Origin of the sequence: Nonomuraea sp. NPDC049709 (assembly GCF_040674815.1) — a bacterium.
GTDB lineage: Bacteria > Actinomycetota > Actinomycetes > Streptosporangiales > Streptosporangiaceae > Nonomuraea.
In genome coordinates, this window is the sequence record NZ_JBFANM010000060.1 from 17979 (window position 1) to 36025 (window position 18047).

Annotated in this window: 19 protein-coding genes; 10 read left to right on the plus strand and 9 right to left on the minus strand. The window is 72.9% G+C overall.

Translation table 11 applies throughout. From position 1 onward, the window contains the following. Positions 1–70: 70 nt before the first annotated feature. The gene (gene sigJ, locus AB0J69_RS43535; protein WP_364130683.1) at positions 71–967 is read right to left on the minus strand and encodes an RNA polymerase sigma factor SigJ; all 897 of its coding nucleotides are present in this window, start codon (positions 965–967) and stop codon (positions 71–73) included. 149 nt (positions 968–1116) lie between these two features. Between sigJ and AB0J69_RS43540 the strand changes: the two genes are divergently transcribed. Beyond that, positions 1117–1623: a carboxymuconolactone decarboxylase family protein gene (locus AB0J69_RS43540; RefSeq protein WP_364130686.1), complete on the plus strand. Its 507-nt coding sequence runs from the start codon at positions 1117–1119 to the stop codon at positions 1621–1623. A gap of 25 nt (positions 1624–1648) precedes the next feature. On the opposite strand, the gene AB0J69_RS43545 is transcribed toward AB0J69_RS43540, so the two are convergent. Both AB0J69_RS43545 and AB0J69_RS43550 read right to left on the minus strand, forming a co-directional pair. Beyond that, on the minus strand, positions 1649–2053 hold the full coding sequence (locus tag AB0J69_RS43545) for a cupin (protein WP_364130689.1): 405 nt from the start codon (positions 2051–2053) through the stop codon (positions 1649–1651). A 12-nt stretch (positions 2054–2065) separates the two neighbouring features. After that, complete coding sequence (locus AB0J69_RS43550) at positions 2066–2962, minus strand: alpha/beta hydrolase (protein ID WP_364130692.1); 897 nt, start codon at positions 2960–2962, stop codon at positions 2066–2068. Between the two features lie 116 nt (positions 2963–3078). Here AB0J69_RS43550 and AB0J69_RS43555 point away from each other — a divergent pair, with 116 nt between their 5' ends. Next, a complete protein-coding gene (locus AB0J69_RS43555) occupies positions 3079–4113 on the plus strand; it encodes a helix-turn-helix domain-containing protein (RefSeq protein WP_364130695.1) in 1035 nt (344 codons plus the stop codon). A gap of 9 nt (positions 4114–4122) precedes the next feature. On the opposite strand, the gene AB0J69_RS43560 is transcribed toward AB0J69_RS43555, so the two are convergent. Continuing rightward, a complete protein-coding gene (locus AB0J69_RS43560) occupies positions 4123–4581 on the minus strand; it encodes a hypothetical protein (RefSeq protein WP_364130698.1) in 459 nt (152 codons plus the stop codon). Between the two features lie 228 nt (positions 4582–4809). On the opposite strand from AB0J69_RS43560, the gene AB0J69_RS43565 reads away from it, so the two are divergent. Next, on the plus strand, positions 4810–5892 hold the full coding sequence (locus AB0J69_RS43565) for a Gfo/Idh/MocA family oxidoreductase (RefSeq protein WP_364130701.1): 1083 nt from the start codon (positions 4810–4812) through the stop codon (positions 5890–5892). Positions 5893–5971: 79 nt separating this feature from the next. Beyond that, complete coding sequence (locus tag AB0J69_RS43570) at positions 5972–6751, plus strand: neutral zinc metallopeptidase (RefSeq protein ID WP_364130704.1); 780 nt, start codon at positions 5972–5974, stop codon at positions 6749–6751. Positions 6752–6767: 16 nt separating this feature from the next. On the opposite strand, the gene AB0J69_RS43575 is transcribed toward AB0J69_RS43570, so the two are convergent. Then, the gene (locus AB0J69_RS43575) at positions 6768–7751 is read right to left on the minus strand and encodes a BtrH N-terminal domain-containing protein (RefSeq protein ID WP_364130706.1); all 984 of its coding nucleotides are present in this window, start codon (positions 7749–7751) and stop codon (positions 6768–6770) included. A 109-nt stretch (positions 7752–7860) separates the two neighbouring features. Between AB0J69_RS43575 and AB0J69_RS43580 the strand changes: the two genes are divergently transcribed. The 4 genes from AB0J69_RS43580 (at position 7861) to AB0J69_RS43595 (ending at position 10159) form a co-directional block, all read left to right on the plus strand. Then, positions 7861–8409, plus strand: a complete 549-nt coding sequence (locus AB0J69_RS43580) for a TetR/AcrR family transcriptional regulator (protein WP_364130709.1) — start codon at positions 7861–7863, stop codon at positions 8407–8409. Continuing rightward, positions 8393–8824: a DUF5360 family protein gene (locus AB0J69_RS43585; protein WP_364130712.1), complete on the plus strand. Its 432-nt coding sequence runs from the start codon at positions 8393–8395 to the stop codon at positions 8822–8824. Before AB0J69_RS43580 ends, AB0J69_RS43585 begins: the two co-directional genes overlap by 17 nt. Next, the gene (locus tag AB0J69_RS43590; protein WP_364130715.1) at positions 8821–9552 is read left to right on the plus strand and encodes a LuxR C-terminal-related transcriptional regulator; all 732 of its coding nucleotides are present in this window, start codon (positions 8821–8823) and stop codon (positions 9550–9552) included. Before AB0J69_RS43585 ends, AB0J69_RS43590 begins: the two co-directional genes overlap by 4 nt. A 70-nt stretch (positions 9553–9622) precedes the next feature. Further along, positions 9623–10159, plus strand: coding sequence for a hypothetical protein (locus tag AB0J69_RS43595; protein ID WP_364130718.1), 537 nt, complete (start codon positions 9623–9625; stop codon positions 10157–10159). Here the strand turns inward: AB0J69_RS43595 and AB0J69_RS43600 are convergent. Both AB0J69_RS43600 and AB0J69_RS43605 read right to left on the minus strand, forming a co-directional pair. Beyond that, a complete protein-coding gene (locus AB0J69_RS43600; protein WP_364130721.1) occupies positions 10156–10851 on the minus strand; it encodes a phosphonatase-like hydrolase in 696 nt (231 codons plus the stop codon). The two genes, AB0J69_RS43595 and AB0J69_RS43600, sit on opposite strands and share 4 nt — an antisense overlap. Further along, positions 10848–11615, minus strand: coding sequence for a GntR family transcriptional regulator (locus tag AB0J69_RS43605; protein ID WP_364130724.1), 768 nt, complete (start codon positions 11613–11615; stop codon positions 10848–10850). Before AB0J69_RS43605 ends, AB0J69_RS43600 begins: the two co-directional genes overlap by 4 nt. 156 nt (positions 11616–11771) lie before the next feature. Here AB0J69_RS43605 and AB0J69_RS43610 point away from each other — a divergent pair, with 156 nt between their 5' ends. After that, positions 11772–12905 carry a TIGR03364 family FAD-dependent oxidoreductase gene (locus AB0J69_RS43610; RefSeq protein ID WP_364130727.1) on the plus strand — a complete coding sequence of 378 codons (1134 nt, stop codon included), beginning with the start codon at positions 11772–11774 and terminating at the stop codon, positions 12903–12905. Positions 12906–12949: 44 nt separating this feature from the next. On the opposite strand, the gene AB0J69_RS43615 is transcribed toward AB0J69_RS43610, so the two are convergent. Next, positions 12950–13249 carry a hypothetical protein gene (locus tag AB0J69_RS43615; RefSeq protein WP_364130730.1) on the minus strand — a complete coding sequence of 100 codons (300 nt, stop codon included), beginning with the start codon at positions 13247–13249 and terminating at the stop codon, positions 12950–12952. 37 nt (positions 13250–13286) lie between these two features. Beyond that, entirely contained in the window at positions 13287–14957 is a 1671-nt protein-coding gene (locus AB0J69_RS43620; protein WP_364130732.1) for a sodium:solute symporter family protein, read from the minus strand. Positions 14958–15230: 273 nt separating this feature from the next. Between AB0J69_RS43620 and AB0J69_RS43625 the strand changes: the two genes are divergently transcribed. Further along, positions 15231–17921, plus strand: coding sequence for an AAA family ATPase (locus AB0J69_RS43625; protein ID WP_364130735.1), 2691 nt, complete (start codon positions 15231–15233; stop codon positions 17919–17921). Positions 17922–18047 lie beyond the last annotated feature (126 nt).

An 18047-nucleotide genomic window follows, 5' to 3' on the forward strand; every position in this document is an offset into this window, starting at 1 on the left:
CGGGAAGCGTCCTGGCCGGTGTCGCAGGAGTCCGACGACACAACCGCCGGGAATGTGAGGTGAGGCCGATCTACTGCTGCGGTCCCGCCGCCCAGGGCCGGAGCTTCTCGGGGTTGCGTACGGCCCAGATGCGCATGATCCGGTCGTCCGCGACGTCGAACGCCATCACCGCCACGGTCACGCCGTCCACCTCACCCACCAGACCGGGCTGGCCGTTGACGGTCTGCTCCTGGATGGTCATCGCGGGCGCCAGGCCGGCGAGGGTCAGGGCGTAGCGCACGATCTGCTCCGCGCCCTCCACCGGGCGGATCACGGTGTTGGCCAGGCCGCCGCCGTCGGCGATCACCTTGGCGTCGGGGTCGAGGAGGCCGAGGAGGGCGTCGATGTCCTTGGCCTCCCAGGCCAGCTTGAAGTCCCTGACGATGCCGGCGCGCCGGGCCGTGGGGGTCGGGGGCGCCTGGGACTCACGGATGCGGCGCCGGGCCGAGGTGGCCAGCTGGCGGCAGGCCGCCGACGTGCGGCCGACGATCTCGGCCACCTCGGGGAAGGAGTAGCGGAAGACGTCGTGCAGGATGAACGCGACCCGCTCGGCCGGGGTCATCGATTCCAGCACGACGAGGAAGGCCATGTTGAGCGACTCGTCGAGGGTGACGCGGTCGGCCGGGTCCGCGCCGGGCCGCGCGCTGACCCAGTCCGTACGGCCGGGCACCGGCTCCGGGATCCACTCGCCCACATAGCTCTCCCGCCGGGCCCGGGCCGAGCCGAGCAGGTCGAGGCAGATGCGGCTGGCGACCGTCGTCAGCCAGGCAGGGGGGTTCTCGATGGCCTCCTGCTGCTCCTCGGACATGGCGTACCAGCGGGCGTACGTCTCCTGCACGACGTCCTCGGCATCGGCCAGCGAACCGAGCAGGCGGTAGGCGAGATTGATCAGGTGACGCCGCTCGCTCATGATCGCGTGGGTGGTCATGGTGTCCTCGGTTCCCTCGGTGCGATTCCCTCACCGGATCGACGAGACACCGGGCCGGACTGTGAGGCGGGCACGCCACCTCACAGTTTCGGCGGCCGGGTCGTCGTACTTGCTGAACATCATCCAGCACGCAAGAAGGAAGTTCTCCGATGTCCACACCCACGACGGCCGAGCAGGACAACCTCCAGTCGCGTCTGCCCGACCCGGCCGAGTTCTTCCCCGAGGTAGGGATGATCGCCGGAGCCATGACCAAGGCCACCATGAACGGTGCGATCCCGCGCACCACCGTCGGCCTGGTGCAGCTCCGCGCCGGGCAGATCGCCGGCAGCACGTACCACACCGTCCGGCAGAGCGACATCCTCCGCAAGTCGGGTGAGACGGAGGAGCGCATCACCGCCGTGGCCTCCTGGCGGGACGCCCCCTACTTCACCGGCGCCGAACGGATCGCGCTGGAGCTCGTGGAGGCCGTTCTCACTCCGAACCCGTCCGGGGAACGCGTCCCCGACGAGCTGTACGACAGGGCCTGCGCCCACTACGACGACAAGGCGCTCTGGACGCTCACCATGGCGATCGGCCAGATCTGCTTCTTCATCCCCGTCGCCCTCATCGCCAAGCCGATCCCCGGCAGGCCCATCGGGAAGAACTACCGCAAGTGACACCCGGCGCAGCCGCCGGTTCGTCCTACGGGCGGGCCGGCGGCTGCGCCGCGCGCTTCTCCAGGCGGCTGCCACGCGGCAGCGTGACGGCCATGATGTTGCTGGGGATGTCCAGCTCGATGCGGTGCCAGCGCCCGCGCGGCACGATGACCGCGGTCCCGGCCGCCAGCCTGATCTCCTCCTCCTGTTGCCCCGGCAGCTCCGGACGGAGGAAGAGCCGGATCTTCCCGACGAGGCACGACACGATCTCCTCGGCCTCGGGATGGACCTCCCGGTGGTCGGCGTGGACGTCGGCGCCGGTCTTCGCGTGGAAGGCCGTCAGCCGCCAGCCGTCCTGGTCGGGGTCCGTCGTCCGTCTCCCGGCGCGGATCTCGCCGCCCTGGTGAAGGTGGATGGAGGCCGCCAGGAGATCGATCGGGGTGACGGTCATGCCGCGCCGACCTCAGCCGGCCATGGCCCGGCGCAACGCGGCGCCGAGTTCGGCGACCTGCCGCTGCGACACCTCGGCGGTCGGGATGGCCTGCGAGCCGTGGAAGGTGCCGGGCCACTGGTGCAGCTCGACCGGCACGCCCGCCTGCAGCAGGCGCAGCGCGTAGCCGATGCCCTCGTCGCGGAGCGGGTCGAACTCGGCGGTGGCGATGTGGGCGGGCGGCAGGCCGGACAGGTCGTCGGCGCGGGCCGGGGCGGCGTACGGCGTGGCCGGCGCGGAGCCCAGGTAGTGCCGCCATATCGCGGCCAGCTTGTCGCGGTACAGCCAGGGTGTGTCGGTGAAGTTCCGCGCCGACCAGGTCTCCAGCCGGTCGTCGAGCCCGGGCTGGTTGAGCAGCTGGAAGCGGATCGCCGGCCCCTGCTCCTCACGCGCCCGCAGCGCCACCGCGGCCGCGAGCCCCCCGCCGGCGCTGTGCCCGCCGACCGCGATCCGCTCCGGATCGACGCCGAGCTCGGTCGCGTGCTCGGCCGTCCACCGCAGTACGGCGTAGGCGTCGTCGAGGGCGGCCGGGAACCGGTGCTCGGGGGCCAGCCGGAAGTCCACGGAGATCACCACCACGCCGGAGTCGTCCGCGAGCCGGGCGGCCCACGGGTGGTCGGTGTCCAGACTGCCCATGACCAGGCCGCCGCCGTGCAGCCAGACGATGGCCCCCTGGGCAAGGTGCGGACGATAGATCCGTACCGGCACGTCCGGGTCGGCGGGCACCGTACGGTCCTCGACCTTCATGCCCGAGATATCCGGTGCCGGCCGCATGGCGGCCCGCTCGGCGAAGACCTTGCGCGAGGCGATCGGGTCGGCCAGATCGTCCTTGGGAAACATCGGGAGGAAAGGCTCCAGTTCGGGATCCATGCCGGCCATCCTGCCGGTCGCCACCCCGGAGTCCATCCGCCATCTGTCGGGCATTTCGCCCAGATCGCGCGTAGATCGGCGCAATCTTCTGGACAGGGAGGACCTATCCTCCTGGCATGGAGGCACTCGCCCAACGGCTGTCGCAACTGGACTCGCACGTCGAAGGCGCGATCCGCGTCGTCGCGTTCTACGACACGCTGATGCGCCGGCGGGTGGACCTCCCGGCGCTCGCGCGGGCCTCGGCCGGCCTGGCCGAGTGCGTGGCCGGGGTCCGGCTGCACGGCACGGGGCGGGTGATCCGCATGGCGCCCGACGGCAAGGAGGCGACCACCCCGCCGTCGCCCCCGTCCAGCACGGCGCCGATCACCCTCGACGACGAGGAGATCGGCACGGTGTGGCTGGAGCGCCCCGGCCGGCCCAGCCCCCTCGACGAGGTGCTGCTGGACCGGCTCGCCATCGCCGCCGCGGGGGTCGTCGAGAGGTACGGTCCCGCCCGCACCACCATGGCCGACCCCGCCCTCGTCGAGCTGGCGATCAGCGCCAACATCGACGAGGCGGCCAGGGCCCGGGCGCTCCGGCTCCTGGGTTTCGCCGCCGACCTGCCGATCCGCGTCGTCGCCGTGCACTCGCGGCTCCCGCTCGACCAGGTCGGCGCCCTGGTCTGCCCGGCCCGCCCGGTCAAGGCGGCCCCGCTCGCCGACGCGGGCGTCATCCTGGCCACCACCCTGGATCCGGCCGGGATCCCGGCGGGCGTCCGCGCGGGCGTCGGCGGCGCCGAGAGCCCCGACCGGTCCTGGCAGCAGGCCCGCACCGCCCTCCGCTTCACCACCGCCCGCCGGCCGATCGTCCACCACGGCGATCTGGGCGCCCTGGCGCTGCTGGCCGAGATCCCCGCGGACGCCGCCCGCGGCAACGCCGACGTGATCGCGATCGCCCGGCTGGCCGGCACCCCCGAAGACCTGGAGACCCTGGACGCCTACTGCGCCACCGGCTCCCTGCGGCAGGCCGCCGACCTCCTCCACCTGCACCACAGCAGCATCGCCCGCCGCCTCGAACAGATCGGCAGGAGCCTGGGCATCGACCTCACCGAGCCCACCGGCCTGACCCGGGCCAGGATCGCCCTCACCGCGTGGCGGCTGCTCGACGACTGACGAGACCCTCTAGGGGATCTTGTACTCCTGCGCGGCACCGCAGTAGCTGATCCCGATCGGCGAGTTGCTGAACCGGCACACCTGCACGACCACCCGGTCGATGCTCCGCACCCCCGTCGGGTCGGACAGCCCGAAGGAGAGCTTGACCTGCTCGTTGTCGGCCTTGTACGTCTCGGAGTCCACGAGCTCGGTGCCGCGGTAACCGCGGAAGGTGGCCGTGGAGTGCATGTTGTCGGGGAAGCAGACGGTCGGGCGGGCCTCGTCGTACAGCGAGCCTTCGACGTTGACGAGCGGCCGGACGACCGGTCCGTCGTACCGTTCGATCGTGCCCTCCGTGACCCCGCGGCGGCACGAGTCGCCCGAGTCCGCGGCGAAGCTCACCGCCGTCTGGGCGGCCATGGCGGGTGGGGCGGCCAGGAGTCCGGCGGCGAGGACAGCACTCATCGTCAACCCGGTGAGCAGACGCACGACATCACCTTTCGTTGTGTGAGAAGATCCGGCACCCATCGTGGTGAGCGTCCGTCCGCCTGCCAGTGCCCGCGGTTACAACCCGGCGATCGGGAAGCCGCGAGATCCTCTTCGCCGACGCCGACGCCGACGCCGACGCCGACGCCGACGCCGACGCCGACGGCGGGGCTTTTCGGCAGGCCGTATACGCTGTTGCGAGATCGCTCCGGCCCCCGAGGAGGTCCCTTCATGACCACGACGTTCGGCGCGATCGGCAGCGGGCGGCGGACCCGGTTCTTCCTCCGGCTGGCCGCGGCGATGCCGGACCGGCTACGGGTCAGCGGCGTCGTGACGCGCAGCGCGGAGCGGGCCGGCGAGGTGACCGCCGAGTGGGGCGTACCGGCCTTCCCCTCGATCGACGACCTGCTCCGGCACGAGCGGCCCGACTACCTCGCCGCGGCGGTGCCGTGGGCCGCGATGCCGGACGCGATCCGCGCGGCGGTCGGGCATCGGATGCCGGTCCTCGCCGAGACGCCGCCCGCGCCCGACCTGGACGGGCTGCGGTCACTGTGGCGGGACGTGGGCGGCAGCGGCCTGGTCCAGGTGGCCGAGCAGTATCTGCTGATGCCCGGACACGCGGCCCGGCTGGCGCTCGTCCGGCAGGGCGTGATCGGCGAACCGACCTCGGTCCAGGTCTCCTCGACCCACCTGTACCACGCGGTGTCGATGATCCGCGGCCTGCTGGGCATCGGGTTCGACGCCGCCGAGGTGCGCGCCTCGGCGTTCGAGGCGCCGCTCGCCGACCCGCTGGGATTCGGCGGGTGGACGGGTGACGACACGCCGCGACGCCTGACCACGACCATCGCCACTCTCGACTTCGGCGGCCGGATGGGCCTGTACGACTTCACCGACAACCAGTGGTGGAACCCCCTGCGCATGCGCCGCATCGTGGTGCGCGGCTCGATCGGCGAGCTGGTCGACGACCGGGTGGTGCGGCTGGTCGACCCCTCGACGCCGGTGGAGTCGCGGCTGATCCGGCGCGACACCGGCATCGACCTCAACCTGGAACTGCGCGACCTCAAGCACATCAGCTTCGACGGGCGCGTGGTCTACCGCAACCCGTTCGAGGGAGCGGCCCGGTCCGACGACGACATCGCGGTCGCGGACATCCTCGACCGCACGGGTGCCTGGGCCCGCCAGGAGGGCCCGCCTCCCTACCCGCTCGCCGAGGCGTGCCAGGACCACCTGATCAGCCTCGCCATCGGGGAGTCGGCGAGGACCGGCGCCCCGGTCACCACCGGCAAGGAGGCCTGGGCGGGATCGAGCATCTAGACTCCGGCTGGTGGGAAGTTGGCCGCCGCGGCCGGGCTCGCGACCGGTTCGCTCAGGCTTAGGGGCGTTCGCCGCCGGCGTGATCGGGTTCATCGCCCTGGCCGCGACGCTGGGACTGGTCCTGGGCCAGCTGGCCGCGGGGCGACCGCCCGCCCCGGCCCTCAGCTCGACCCCGCTGCCGGGCGCCGACGCCGTCACCGGGAGCCTGGAGCGGAACCCGATCTACACGGCGTCCCCGCTGACGGGCGAATGCCGCGCCCCGGACGCGGCCCGGCCGGCCTTCCTGCACGCCATGGCCGACTGCATGGACCGGTCATGGCGGGCCCTCCAGGCGACCAGCGGGCTTTCCTCCGGGCTGCCCACCCGGGTCTTCTGGTCCGAACCCGGCCGGGGCGCCTGCGGCGACTACCCGGAGCCGGACGCCGCCGCCTTCTACTGCCCCGTCAACAACGGCATCTACCTCGGGGTGGACGAGGAGGAGAACGCGATGGTCCTGACCGCGATCCTCGCCCATGAGTACGGGCACCACGTACAGCACAACGCGGGCATCGGCGACGCCGCCGCGGAGCGGGAGGTCTCCACCCCCGACGAGGGCACGACGCTCGCCATCAGCCGCCGCTACGAGCTCCAGGCCGACTGCTTCGCGGGCGTCTGGTTCGCCGCCGTCCGTGACTCGCTCCCGGTGTCCGCCGAGGACTGGCAGGAGGTGCTGGCGGATTTCGCCCGGAGAGGCGACACGGGCGACGAGCGAACCCACGGGACGGGTCAGCACGGCGCCGCCTGGCTGAACGGCGGGTTCCGGGGCGGCAGGCCGGGCCACTGCAACACGTGGACCGCCCCGGCGGCCGACGTGGACTGATCGGCTGCCGCGCGGGTTACAGCCGGCGGAGCACGTGCATGGCCTCGCTCTCGATGCGCGCGAGGTCGTGGAGGACGGCGCCGGCCTCGTCGAGGTGCGCGGCGTCGCCGGTCTCCCCGGCCTTCGCGATCAGGGCGGCCACGTCCGTCCACATGACGGCGGCCTCCCCGTACAGCCGGTGGCCGGTACGGAGACCGTCGTCGTCGATCAGCCCGGCGCACTCGCCGAGAAAGTCGCGATAGAGGGCCCGGAACAGAGCACCCCCGGTGCCCGCCTGCTCCATGAGCAGGGCGGCCTGCGGCAGGTCCCGCTGCGGCTGCTCCGCGCGGGCCAGCCAGCCGGGCACCTGGCGGGCGGCCTTGTCGATGCCGCGATGGCCCAGGTTGGCGATGGGGGCGGCGAGGAAGGCCGCGGCGCACGCCGTGATCGCGGGGACGAGCTGCTCCTGCCAGGGGACGGGGTGTGCCGGCAGCTCGATGGTGAAGGAGCGGCTCCTGGCGGTCATCGGGCCGCGCTCCGCCCGTGCCTCGGCCAGGCTGGTCCGGCTGGTGCGCACCGCCCCGCCCTGCGGCCCGGTGTCCACCAGGTAGGCATCGTGCTCGTCGTAGCCGTACATCGCGACGACGTGCCCGCCGAAGTGCACCTTCGACCGGAAGTAGTCGAGGTGGTAGCTGTCGAGCTGGAGCCCGACGGGCCGGCCGGCGTCGATCTGGGCGGCCACGTTCGCCCACGCCTTGCGCGGTGAGGTGGTCTCCTCGGTCCGCAGGGTCAGCCCCAGCCTGGCGGCCAGGTTCCCGGTGAGCTCGAACGGCCTGACCCGCCCGCCGAGGAAGGGGACCGCCATGGCCTTGCTGTCCCAGTAGATGAAGGACAGGCCCGAGCCGAGCCCGAACAGCATGGGTTCGGACAGATCGAGCCCTTCGTGCCGCAGCAGCACCCCGAGCGCCGTCGTCTCGCAGTGTTGCGTGTCGCGGGCCTCGACGTCCTTCACGATCGTCATGCGGTTGCTCTCCTCCAGGTGCGCGCCGTGGGACGAGCATGGAGTCTGCCATGGGGGGAGAGTCCAGTCATGTGCTGAAACTATACCGGTTGGCCGGTATAGTTTCAGGGTGCCCAGAACCAGTTCCAAGGAACGCCTGCTCGACGCCGCCGCCGAGGTGCTCCTGACCGAGGGGGCCGATTCGCTCACCCTCGAAGCCGTCGCCAGGCGGGCCGGGGTCTCCAAGGGCGGCCTGTTCTATCACTTCCCGACCAAGCAGGCGCTGGTCGCCGCCATGGTCGAGCGCCTCACCACCGCCTTCGACGCGGCCCTCGCACAGGCCGGCCACCGCCCGGGCGACTACCTGCGGGCCTACATCGAGGCCACGATCCCCGAACGGCACGTCGCGCGGGCCCCGGCCGACACGGTCACCGTGGCGCTGCTGGCCGGAGTGCTGATCGACCCGGCCGGGCTGCGGCCCCTGCGGGAGCGATATTCCGCCTGGCAGGCCAGGCTGGCCGACGACGGCATCGACCCCGCCGCCGCCACCGCCGTACGGCTGGCCGTGGACGGCTGGTGGGCCGCCCGGCTGCTCGGCCTGGGCGAGCCCGAGCCCGAGCTGCACGAGCGCACCCGCCGCTACCTCCTGGAGCTGATCGACCGTGCTGCGCACCACTAAAGCCCTGATGCTCGTCACCGATCTGGGCTTCCTCGTCTACTTCGGCGTCACGGGCCTGGGGCTGATCCCGCCGGAGTGGGCGTTCGCCGACTACGCCGACCCGATCATGGCCGACTGGAACTGGTCCTTCCTCTGGATCGACCTGCCGGCCGGCGTCACCGGCCTGACGAGCCTGTGGCTGGGGCGCCGGCGGCGAGGCGACGGCCTGCCCCTCATGCTGATCTCCCTGGTGCTGACCATGGCCTCGGGACTCATGGCGATCGCCTTCTGGACCCTGCGCGGCGACTTCTCCCTGGCCTGGTGGATCCCGAACCTCTACCTCGTGCTCTTCCCGATCCCGGCCGTCGCCTGCCTGGCCACGAGCCGGTTCTTGCCGCGGACGTCCGGCGGAGCCGGGGAGGTGGCCGGTCAGTGAGCGTGGACGACGGCGTGACGCTGGCCCGGCTCGTCCATCGCCTGGAGGAGGTGGTCGGCGAACTGCGGGGGATCCCCGTCGACGTCGAGCGGGTGGACGACGACGCGCTCGTACGGCAGCAGATCGCGCAGGTCGTGCCCGCGGCCGGCGAGCTGCGCGCCATGCAGCCGCTGAGCTCGATGGAGAAGGGCTCCCAGGAGCGGCGGAGCAGGCGCAGGGTGCTCGACGCCCTGGAGCGTGGCATGACCATGCGGACGGTCATCCATGCGAGCGTGCTGGACGACCCCGGCAAGGTGGCCCGGATCAGGCAGCTGCACGCCTCCGGCGACCGGCACCGGGTCGTCGAGGAGCCGATCCAGCAGGTGCTCATCTTCGATCGCGCCGTGGCGTTCCTCCGGATGACCCCCTTCGCGTACGCGCCGGGCACCCTGGTGATCAGGCAGCAGAGCCTTCTCACCGCCCTCATCGACCTGTTCGAGCGGACCTGGGACAGGGCCAGGGAGATCGACGAGCCGACGCACCGGCTGAGCGCGCGCGAGCGCGAGGTGCTCGCCCTGATCGCGGAGGGGCGCTCCAACAGCGCCGTCGCGCGGGCCCTGTCGATCACCGAGGCGGCCGTCGGCAAGCACGTGGCCAGCGTGTTCGCCAAGCTGGAGCTGCGCGAGACCCCTGATGACAACCGGCGGGTGCTGGCGGTGCTCGCCTACCTGCGGGGCACGGCGAGGTAGTGCCAGACCGACCGCCTACTCGCCCCAGCCCCCATGCGGCCGGTATCCGGCACGGAGTTCAATGAACGCCATGCAACGAATGACTGGGTTACTGGTGGGCGCGATCTTCGGCGCGGTCTTCGTCGTCGTCAACGCGCAGAGCCCGCTGAACGCCGTGACCGCGAACGTCCTGCGGGCGGCCGCCTGCCTGGCGGCCATCGCCGTCGCCGGCATGTGGATCGCCACCGCCCGGCGGGAGCGGCCCGGGGCCGGGGAGCGGCGGAGCATGTACGGCCGCGGCTACCTGGTCGTCGTCGCCGCCGAGGCGATCCTGCTCTTCGGCGGCCTCCGGGTGCTGGCCGCCTGGGGCAGCCCCGAGCAGGCCAACGTGGCATGGGTGGCGCTGGTGGTGGGCGTGCACTTCATCGCGCTGGCGCCGGTCTGGAAGGACTGGGGCATCGCCGTGCCCGGCGTGGTCCTCACCCTGCTGGGCGCCGGCGGCCTGGTGCTCGCGTCGACGGCCGCCGTCGCCTGGGTGCCGCTGGTCAGCGGCGTGCTGTCCGGGGTGGCGCTGCTGGCCGGCGCCGTCACCTTCGGCTGGCGTGCCGTGACGGCCCGTACGGCCTAGGCCTCGGCCCGCGTGGCCGGCGGAAGGGAGAGCAGCGCGGGGATGGCGGCCACGCCGGGCAGCAGGTGGGTGTGCCGGACGGCGCCAAGCGCGGCCGCGTCCTGGCTCCCGGTGAGCACGCCCGCCACGATCGCCGCGCCCGCGTTGGTGCCGGCACGCAGGTCGCGGACGGTGTCGCCGGCCGTGAGGACCCGGCCGACGTCGTGCACGCCGGTCGCCTCCATCGCACGGAAGATCATGTACGGGGCCGGCCGGCCCACGGGGACGTCGTCCACGCACACCACCGCGTCGAGGAAACCGTCGTCCCAGCCGATCGAGCCCAGCAGCGCGTCGGTCACCTCGCGGTCGAACCCGGTGGTGAGCGCCACCTTGACGCCCGCGGCGCGCAGCGTGGCGATCGCCTCCGGCACCCCGGGCAGCGGGGCCGGCGGCGTCTCGGCGTAGGCGGCGCGCAGGCGCTCGCGGAAGTCGGCGAAGGCGCTCTCCACGGTCTCGGGGGCGGGAGCCCGGCTCGTCCCGCCGGTGAGCAGCGCGGTGATGGCCGCCCGCTTGTCGGCGCCCATCCAGTCGTGGATGTCGGCGGCGCCCGGCGTGCCGCCCGCCGCGCGGACGGCCTGTTCAAGGGCGACATAGACGGCGCCGTGCTCTTCGACGGTGGTGCCGGCGATGTCGAGAACCGCCAGTTCGATCATGGTTGGGCTCCTTGGAGGAGGTCGTCGGGGCTGCCGCGCAGCAGGGCCGGGTGGGCCTGCTGGGAGTTGTCGATCGTGAAGGAGACGAGGTCGGGGCGGTAGCGGTCGTCGGAGTACTCGACCGGGACGCCGTCGGCGGAGGAGGTGCGGCGGCGTTCGCGCAGCAGGGCCGAGCCGGGGGAGACGGCCAGGAGCGCGGCGTCGGTCTCGCCGGCGACGATCGCGTCGATCACGTGGCGGGCCCTGCTCAGGTCGACGCCGCGACCGCTCAGGTACGCGAAGACCGACCCCTGGTCGCAGTCGAAGTCGAAGAGCAACCGGCCCACGGACCAGACGAACGTGGTGCGTTCCACCATCGCGGGCACGCCGTCCAGCAGCCGCAGGCGCAGCAGCTGGACGACCGGGGCGCCTTCGTCCACGCTCAGCGCGTCGGCCGCCTCGGCGGTGGCCGGGCGCCGCGCGATCTCCACCGTGCGCTGGCCCGGCGTGTGGCCCGTCCGCTCGGCCCACCGCGAGAACGACAGGAACGTCTCGAACGGCTGCGGCATCGTGTGGCTGCGCACCACCGGCGGTTTGCCGCGCCCGCCGCCGATCAGCCCCTCGGCGCGGAGCGTGGCCAGCGCCTGGCGGATCGGCCCGCGCGAGGCTCCCCACTGCTCGCACAACTGCGACTCGGAGGGGACGGCGGCGCCCACCGGCAGGTCGCCGGAGCTGATGCGACGACGCAGATCCGCTGCGACCCGTTCGTGGAGATGCCCGTCCATGCGACTTGACCATACAGGACGTCGAGCACGTCGCGGCAGCGGACCCGACCGCAGAACAGCTAGTCCACCTGCGAGGATTGCGGCCCGGCAAACGAGAGGTGACAGGTCTCCGGCGCCTGTTGACATCTCGGTGCCGGACCGGACACCTTACCTGTCATGACAAGTCATCAGCCGTCGGACGGATCCCTCGACTCGGCCGATCTCGTCGTCGTCGGGGCCGGCATCGTCGGGCTCGCCCACGCGGTCGACGCGGTGCGCCGCGGGCTGTCCGTCGCCGTCGTCGAGCGTGACGAGCGGGCCGTCGGGGCCTCGGTCCGCAACTTCGGGCACGGTTGCTTCACCGCCCAGGACGGCGACGCCCTGCGCTACGCGACGGCCGCCAGGACCGCCTGGCTGAGCCTGGCGCGGGAGGCGGGGCTCTGGCTCAACGAGGGCGGCACCGTGGTCGTGGCCAGGGCCGACGACGAGTACGCGGTGCTGGCGGAGTTCAGCGCCGCCCGCGACGGCCAGGCCGTCCTGCTCGACGCCCGCGCGGTGGCCGAGCGGGTGCCGGTGGGCCCCGGCGTGGTCGGCGGCGCCTGGCTGCCCATGGACGTACGCGTCGACCCGCGCCAGGCCGTTCACGCCATCGCCGGCTGGCTGGCCCGCCGGGGGGTGCGCTTCCACTGGGCCACCTCCGCCCACGCCGTGGAGCCGGACGCGGTGGTCACCAGCCGCGGCCGGGTCGAGGCCGGCCGGGTGGTCGTGGCCGTCGGCCACCACGTGCACCGGCACTTCCCCGACCTGGCCGAACGGTCCGGCCTGCGCGGCTGCGCCCTGCACATGCTGCGGGTGGCCGACCCGCACGGCCGGCGCGTCGATCCCGCCGTGCTGTCCGGCTTCTCGCTCCTGCGCTACGACGGCTTCACGGCCTGCCCCACCGGGCCCGCCCTGCGCGCGCGGATGGAGTCCGCGCACCCGGGGCTGGTCGGCATCGGGCTGAACCTCATGTTCACCCAGCGCCCGGACGGCGACCTGATCATCGGCGACACCCACGCCTACGCGGGCACGTTCGACCCGTTCCAGGCCGAGGAGCTCGACCGCCAGGTCCTGGAGCAGACCGCTCGCCTGCTGGGCGCCGGCCCGCTGACGGTACGCGAGCGCTGGCGCGGCGTGTACGCCTCCGCCCCGGCCCCCTTCCTGGTCGCCACCCCCATGCCCGGCGTACGGGTGGTGTCGGTGACCTCCGGCATCGGCATGACCACCGCCCTGGGCCTGGCCCCCGAGGTCCTCGACGACCTCCTCGCCTGACCACGCCCCGGCACCGGGAAGAACACCCCACCCGCGCACGACGCCTAGGGATCCGTCGGTTCCGGAGGCGGGTCGATGACCACGGGACGCAGGCGGGCCCACACCAGGAAGGCGATCGCCACCACGGCCATGGCGATGCCGGCCCACAGGTTGGCGTTCACGTCGCCGGTCTTGGCCCGGTCCTCTGCCGTGTCCACGACGAGACCCAGGACGATCAGGACGATGCCATAGAAACCGATCAGCCAGGCGATGACGACGCGAACGTCGAAGGCGCCGGCCTTGCGCGGCCCGGAGCTGTCCGGCGCCCCGCCGTCGCGGCCCGTAACGGGCTCCACCTTGCTCATGTCCGACTCCTCAGCAGGTCGTGGATCAGCGGGACGATCATCGGAAGATCACATTGAGCACGGTGACGAGCACCAGGGAGATGCCCGCCAGCTTCGTCGGCGCGCGGTACCAGGGCAGCCGGCTCGCAGCCGGGTCGGTGCGCAGCGCCTTGGGCGTCTCCGACAGGACGAGCCCGCTGAGCTCGCTGGCCGGCTTCGGGGAGGTCACCAGGGTGACCAGGACGCTGACCGTGATGTCCACGACGAACGCCACGCCCGCGGAGAGGAACGCCGCCCCCTGCCCGGGCAGGTCGATGGCGCCGAACTCGTTGGCCAGCCAGACGGCGATCGCGCCCAGCGTCCCGGACACCAGCCCCACCCACCCCGCGGTCGCGGTCATCCGCTTCCAGAGGATGCCGAGGATGAAGGTGGCGAACAGCGGGGCGTTGAAGAAGCCGAACAGGGTCTGCAGGTAGTTCATCAGGTTGCCGTAGCCGGCCGCGATGAACGCGGTGCCGATGGCCAGGACCGTCGCGCCGACCGTGGCCCACCTGCCGACCTTCACGTAGTAGTCGTCGGGCCGGTCCTTGCGCACGTACTGCTGCCACAGGTCGTAGCTGAAGACGGTGTTGAAGGCGGAGATGTTGGCCGCCATGCCGGCCATGAACGCGGCGAGCAGCCCCGCCAGGGCGACGCCGAGCAGCCCGTTGGGCAGCACGTCGCGGATGAGCAGCAGGATCGAGTCGTTGTAGGTGACCCCGGCGGCCTGGTCGCCGGCCTTGAGCCGCATCACCTCGGGCACCAGCACCCCCGCGATCATCCCGGGGATCACCACGATGAACGGGATGAACATCTTCGGGAACGACGCGACGATCGGCGTGCTGCGCGCCGCGGACATCGAGCTGGTCGCCAGCGCCCGCTGGACCTCGACGAAGTTCGTCGTCCAGTAGCCGAAGGAGAGCACGAAGCCCAGGCCGAAGACGATGCCGATGACGGACAGGACCGGGTTGGCGAACCCGGACAGCTCGTTGCCCGGCCACGACCGCAGCTGCTCGGCACCGCCGACCGAGGCGGTCACCCTGTCGATCAGACCGCCGACCCCGCCGACGCGGTGCAGCCCGATGAGGGTGAGCGGCAGCAGCGCGGCGAGGATGACGAAGAACTGCAGGACCTCGTTGTAGATGGCCGCCGACAGTCCGCCGAGGGTGATGTAGCTGAGCACGATCGCGGCGGCGAGAATCAGGGCGACCCACAGCGGCCAGCCCAGGAGGCTGTTGACCACGGTGGCCAGCAGGAACAGGTTGATCCCCGCGATGAGGATCTGGGCGAGGGCGAAGCTGATCGCGTTCACCAGGTGCGCGCCGGTGCCGAAGCGGCGGCGCATGAACTCCGGGACGCTGCGCACCTTCGACCCGTAGTAGAAGGGCATCATCACCACGCCGAGGAAGAGCATGGCCGGGATGGCGCCGATCCAGTAGTAGTGCACGGTCGGCATGCCGTACTCGGCGCCGTTGGCCGACATCCCGATGATCTCGACGGCGCCGAGGTTGGCCGAGATGAAGGCAAGCCCGGTGATCCAGGCGGGCAGCGACCGCCCCGACAGGAAGAAGTCAAGGCTGCCGGAAACTCTTCGCCGCGCGGCCAGCCCGACCAGCAGCACCACTGTGAAATAGGCCAGGACCAGGACATAGTCGACAACGTTGGCGCCGATCCTCAGCGGATCGTCCATGGGAATCCCCTTTCCCCCGGGGCGGGGCAAGTGCGTGCGGGCATGCCTGACAGCGTCTTGCGGTCCGCGGGCACTCGCATCCGTAGGTCCCGGGGGGACAGACCCCTGGCCTGAGAACCCCGGGCGGACCGGGGATGCGGCGTGACCTGCTCGTGTTGCGCCGGTCCTTGCATCTGATGAATGATTCTCGCGTCAGACGGAAGGGGTGGGCGTGGCCAGAGGGGCGGAGCGGCCGCGAAGACCTGCCCGGCGCGCGTCGGGCGGGAGCCTCAGGTGATCGTCGGGCGGGAGGCCCAGATCCAGGCGCTCGGCGTCCTGCTGAGTGAGGCCACGCGGGGCCGTGGCGGCGCCCTCGTCGTACGGGGAGAGGCCGGGATCGGCAAGTCGGCGCTGTGGGGCGAAGCCTGCGCGGCGGCCCAGGCGCTCGGGATGCGGGTGCTGACCACCGCGGGCGTGCAGGCCGAGGTGCAGCTGCCGTACGCCGGGGTCCGGCATCTGTTCCGCCGGCTGGGCCCGGAGCTGGGTGAGGAGCTGGGCCCGGAGCTGGGCGGGGCCGCGGACGAGTCGCCGTTCCGGGTCGGCGTCGAGGTGCTCGATCTGCTCGGCCGGCTCGACCAGCCGGTCCTGCTGGCCGTGGAGGACGGCCACTGGCTCGACCGGGTGAGCTGGGAGGTGCTGGCCTTCGTGGCCCGGCGGCTGGAGTCCGACCCGGCCGCGCTCGTGGTGACGGCGCGCGACGGCGAGGACGTCGACCGGCTCCTCGCCGCCGCCGCGCTGCCGGAGCTGCGGCTCGAACCGCTGGAGCCGGACCAGGCCGGGAGCCTGCTCGACCAGGTCGCGCCCGGGCTCACGCCCGCCCTGCGCGAGCGCGTGCTCGCCGTGTCGTCGGGCAACCCGCTCGGGCTGATCGAGCTCGGCGGGCTGGCCGCCCGTTCCGGCGGCGCCGCGCTGCTCCCGTCGCGGCTCCCGCTGAGCGCCCGGGTGGAGCGGACGTTCGCCGGGCTGGTCGGCGAGCTGCCCGCGGCGACGCGCGCGCTGCTGCTCGTGGCGGCGCTGGACGACGGCGACGACCTCGACGAGGTGCTCGCGGCGGCGTCCCGGTTCGAGGACCGGCCGGTCACGGCCGACGACATGGAGCCGGCCGTGGTCAGCCGGCTGGTCGGCGTGGACGATCAGTACCGGGTGCGCTTCCGGCACCCGCTGCTGCGCTCGGCCCTGCGGCAGTCGGCGAGTGCCGCCCAGCGGCGGCGGGCGCACGCCTGCCTCGCGGCGGTCGTGGCCACCGAGAATCGGCAGGTGTGGCACCGCGCCGCCGCCGCGGCCGGCCCCGACGAGGCCCTCGCCGCGGATCTGGCGGCCGTGGCGACCCGGGCCCGCTACGCGCAGGCCGCCTCGATCGCGCTGACCGCGATGGAGCGGGCGGCGCAGCTCAGCGAGGACCCGTACGAGCGCGGCAGCCGGCTGTTGTGGGCGGCGACGACGGCGGACGAGCAGGGCGACGCCGCGACGGTACGCCGCCTGCTGGGGCTGGTGGACGAGGCCCAGCTGCGCCCGGGGGACCTGGCGCGGCTGTCCTGGTACCGCGAGGCGTATCTCGGCACCGGCTGGACCGGCAGCGCGCGGCTGGGCGTCTATGTCGAGCTCATCGACACCATCCGGAGCGCCGGCGAGGTCGAGCTCAGCCTTGAGGCGCTGAGCAGCATCTGCCTGCGGTTCTACTGGTCCAATCCCGACGACCGCACCAGGCTCAGGTTTGTGGAGGTCGCGGAGCTGATCGAGGCCCCGGCGGGCGACATCCGGGTGCTCTGCGCGCTGGCCCAGGTCGCCCCCGTCGAGCGGGGCGCGTCCTGCCTCGACGGGTTGACGGCGTTGCAGTACCGGCTGGACCTGACCCCTCGGGAGCGCTACGACCTCGGGTTCGCGGCGTCGGCGCTGGGCGCGTACCCGCTGTCGAACACGTTCCTGGCGGCGAGCGCGGAATCGCTGCGGACGCAGGGCCGGATCGGCATGCTGACGCAGGCCCTGACGAGCCTGGCCTACAACGCGGCCGCCGCCGGCGACGCGCGGGCCGCCGTGTCCGCCGCGACGGAGTGCGCGGCGCTGGCCACCGAGACCCGGGCGTCGGTCTGGGAGCTGCAGGCCCGCCTGCAGCTGGGCATGGCCGAGGCGCTGCGCGGCAACGACGAGGTCGCCGCCGAGATCGCGGATGCCGCGGAGAAGACGATGTTCTCGGCCGGCATGCACGCGATGCTGTCGCTGACGCAACGCATCCGCGGCATCAACGCGCTCGCCACCGGGCGGTTCGAGGAGGCGTACGGGCAGCTGCGCCGGGTGTTCGACCCGGGCGACGTCGCCTACCACCCCTACCTGCGCTTCACCCTCGTCGGGCACCTGACCGAGGCGGCGGCGCACTGCGGCGCGCTCGACGAGATCCGCGACGTGGTGACCGAGCTGACCCCGATCGCCGAGCGGAGCCGCTCGCCCGTCCTCGTCACGGGGCTCCGTTACGCCGGGGCGGTGCTGGCCGACGACGCCGCGGCGTACGAGGCCGCGCTCGCCGCGGGGGACCTGCGTGACTGGCCGTTCGAGCGGGCCCGCCTGCAGCTCACGTACGGTGGTTGGCTGCGCCGGCAGCGCCAGGCGGCGGAGTCGCGGCCGCTGCTGCGCGCCGCGGCCGCCACGTTCGACGCGCTCGGGGCGGCGCCGTGGGCGGAGCGGGCACGGGCCGAGCTGCGGGCCACGGGCGAGTCCCGGCGCAAGCCGATCGACGCCATCGACGCGCTGACGCCGCAGGAGCAGCAGATCGCGCGGCTCGCGGCCGACGGGCTGAGCAACCGGGAGATCGCCGAGCGGCTGTTCCTGTCGCCGCGCACGGTCACCACCCACCTGTATCGGATCTACCCGAAGGTCGGCGTCAAGTCGCGCAGCGAGCTCGCCGCCATGATGGCCGACCGGCCGCTCTGACGACACCGGCCGGCGGGCCCCGGCCACGCGGCTCCCTCGCCCGCGCGGCCGGGCCGGTCCCGGCACCCCATCCGCGCGGCCCCTCGCCCCGCGCGGATGGGCATCGCGACGGCTCGTGGATGCGGG

Coding starts and splice junctions, on each gene's coding strand:
- AB0J69_RS43545 (WP_364130689.1), bottom strand. CDS start 2,053: ATGACCGTCACCCCGATCGATCTCCTGGCGGCCTCCATCCACCTTCAC.
- AB0J69_RS43565 (WP_364130701.1), top strand. CDS start 4,810: ATGACCACGACGTTCGGCGCGATCGGCAGCGGGCGGCGGACCCGGTTC.
- AB0J69_RS43615 (WP_364130730.1), bottom strand. CDS start 13,249: ATGAGCAAGGTGGAGCCCGTTACGGGCCGCGACGGCGGGGCGCCGGAC.
- AB0J69_RS43610 (WP_364130727.1), top strand. CDS start 11,772: ATGACAAGTCATCAGCCGTCGGACGGATCCCTCGACTCGGCCGATCTC.
- AB0J69_RS43540 (WP_364130686.1), top strand. CDS start 1,117: ATGTCCACACCCACGACGGCCGAGCAGGACAACCTCCAGTCGCGTCTG.
- AB0J69_RS43555 (WP_364130695.1), top strand. CDS start 3,079: ATGGAGGCACTCGCCCAACGGCTGTCGCAACTGGACTCGCACGTCGAA.
- AB0J69_RS43600 (WP_364130721.1), bottom strand. CDS start 10,851: ATGATCGAACTGGCGGTTCTCGACATCGCCGGCACCACCGTCGAAGAG.
- AB0J69_RS43575 (WP_364130706.1), bottom strand. CDS start 7,751: ATGACGATCGTGAAGGACGTCGAGGCCCGCGACACGCAACACTGCGAG.
- AB0J69_RS43605 (WP_364130724.1), bottom strand. CDS start 11,615: ATGGACGGGCATCTCCACGAACGGGTCGCAGCGGATCTGCGTCGTCGC.
- sigJ (WP_364130683.1), bottom strand. CDS start 967: ATGACCACCCACGCGATCATGAGCGAGCGGCGTCACCTGATCAATCTC.
- AB0J69_RS43550 (WP_364130692.1), bottom strand. CDS start 2,962: ATGGATCCCGAACTGGAGCCTTTCCTCCCGATGTTTCCCAAGGACGAT.
- AB0J69_RS43620 (WP_364130732.1), bottom strand. CDS start 14,957: ATGGACGATCCGCTGAGGATCGGCGCCAACGTTGTCGACTATGTCCTG.
- AB0J69_RS43595 (WP_364130718.1), top strand. CDS start 9,623: ATGCAACGAATGACTGGGTTACTGGTGGGCGCGATCTTCGGCGCGGTC.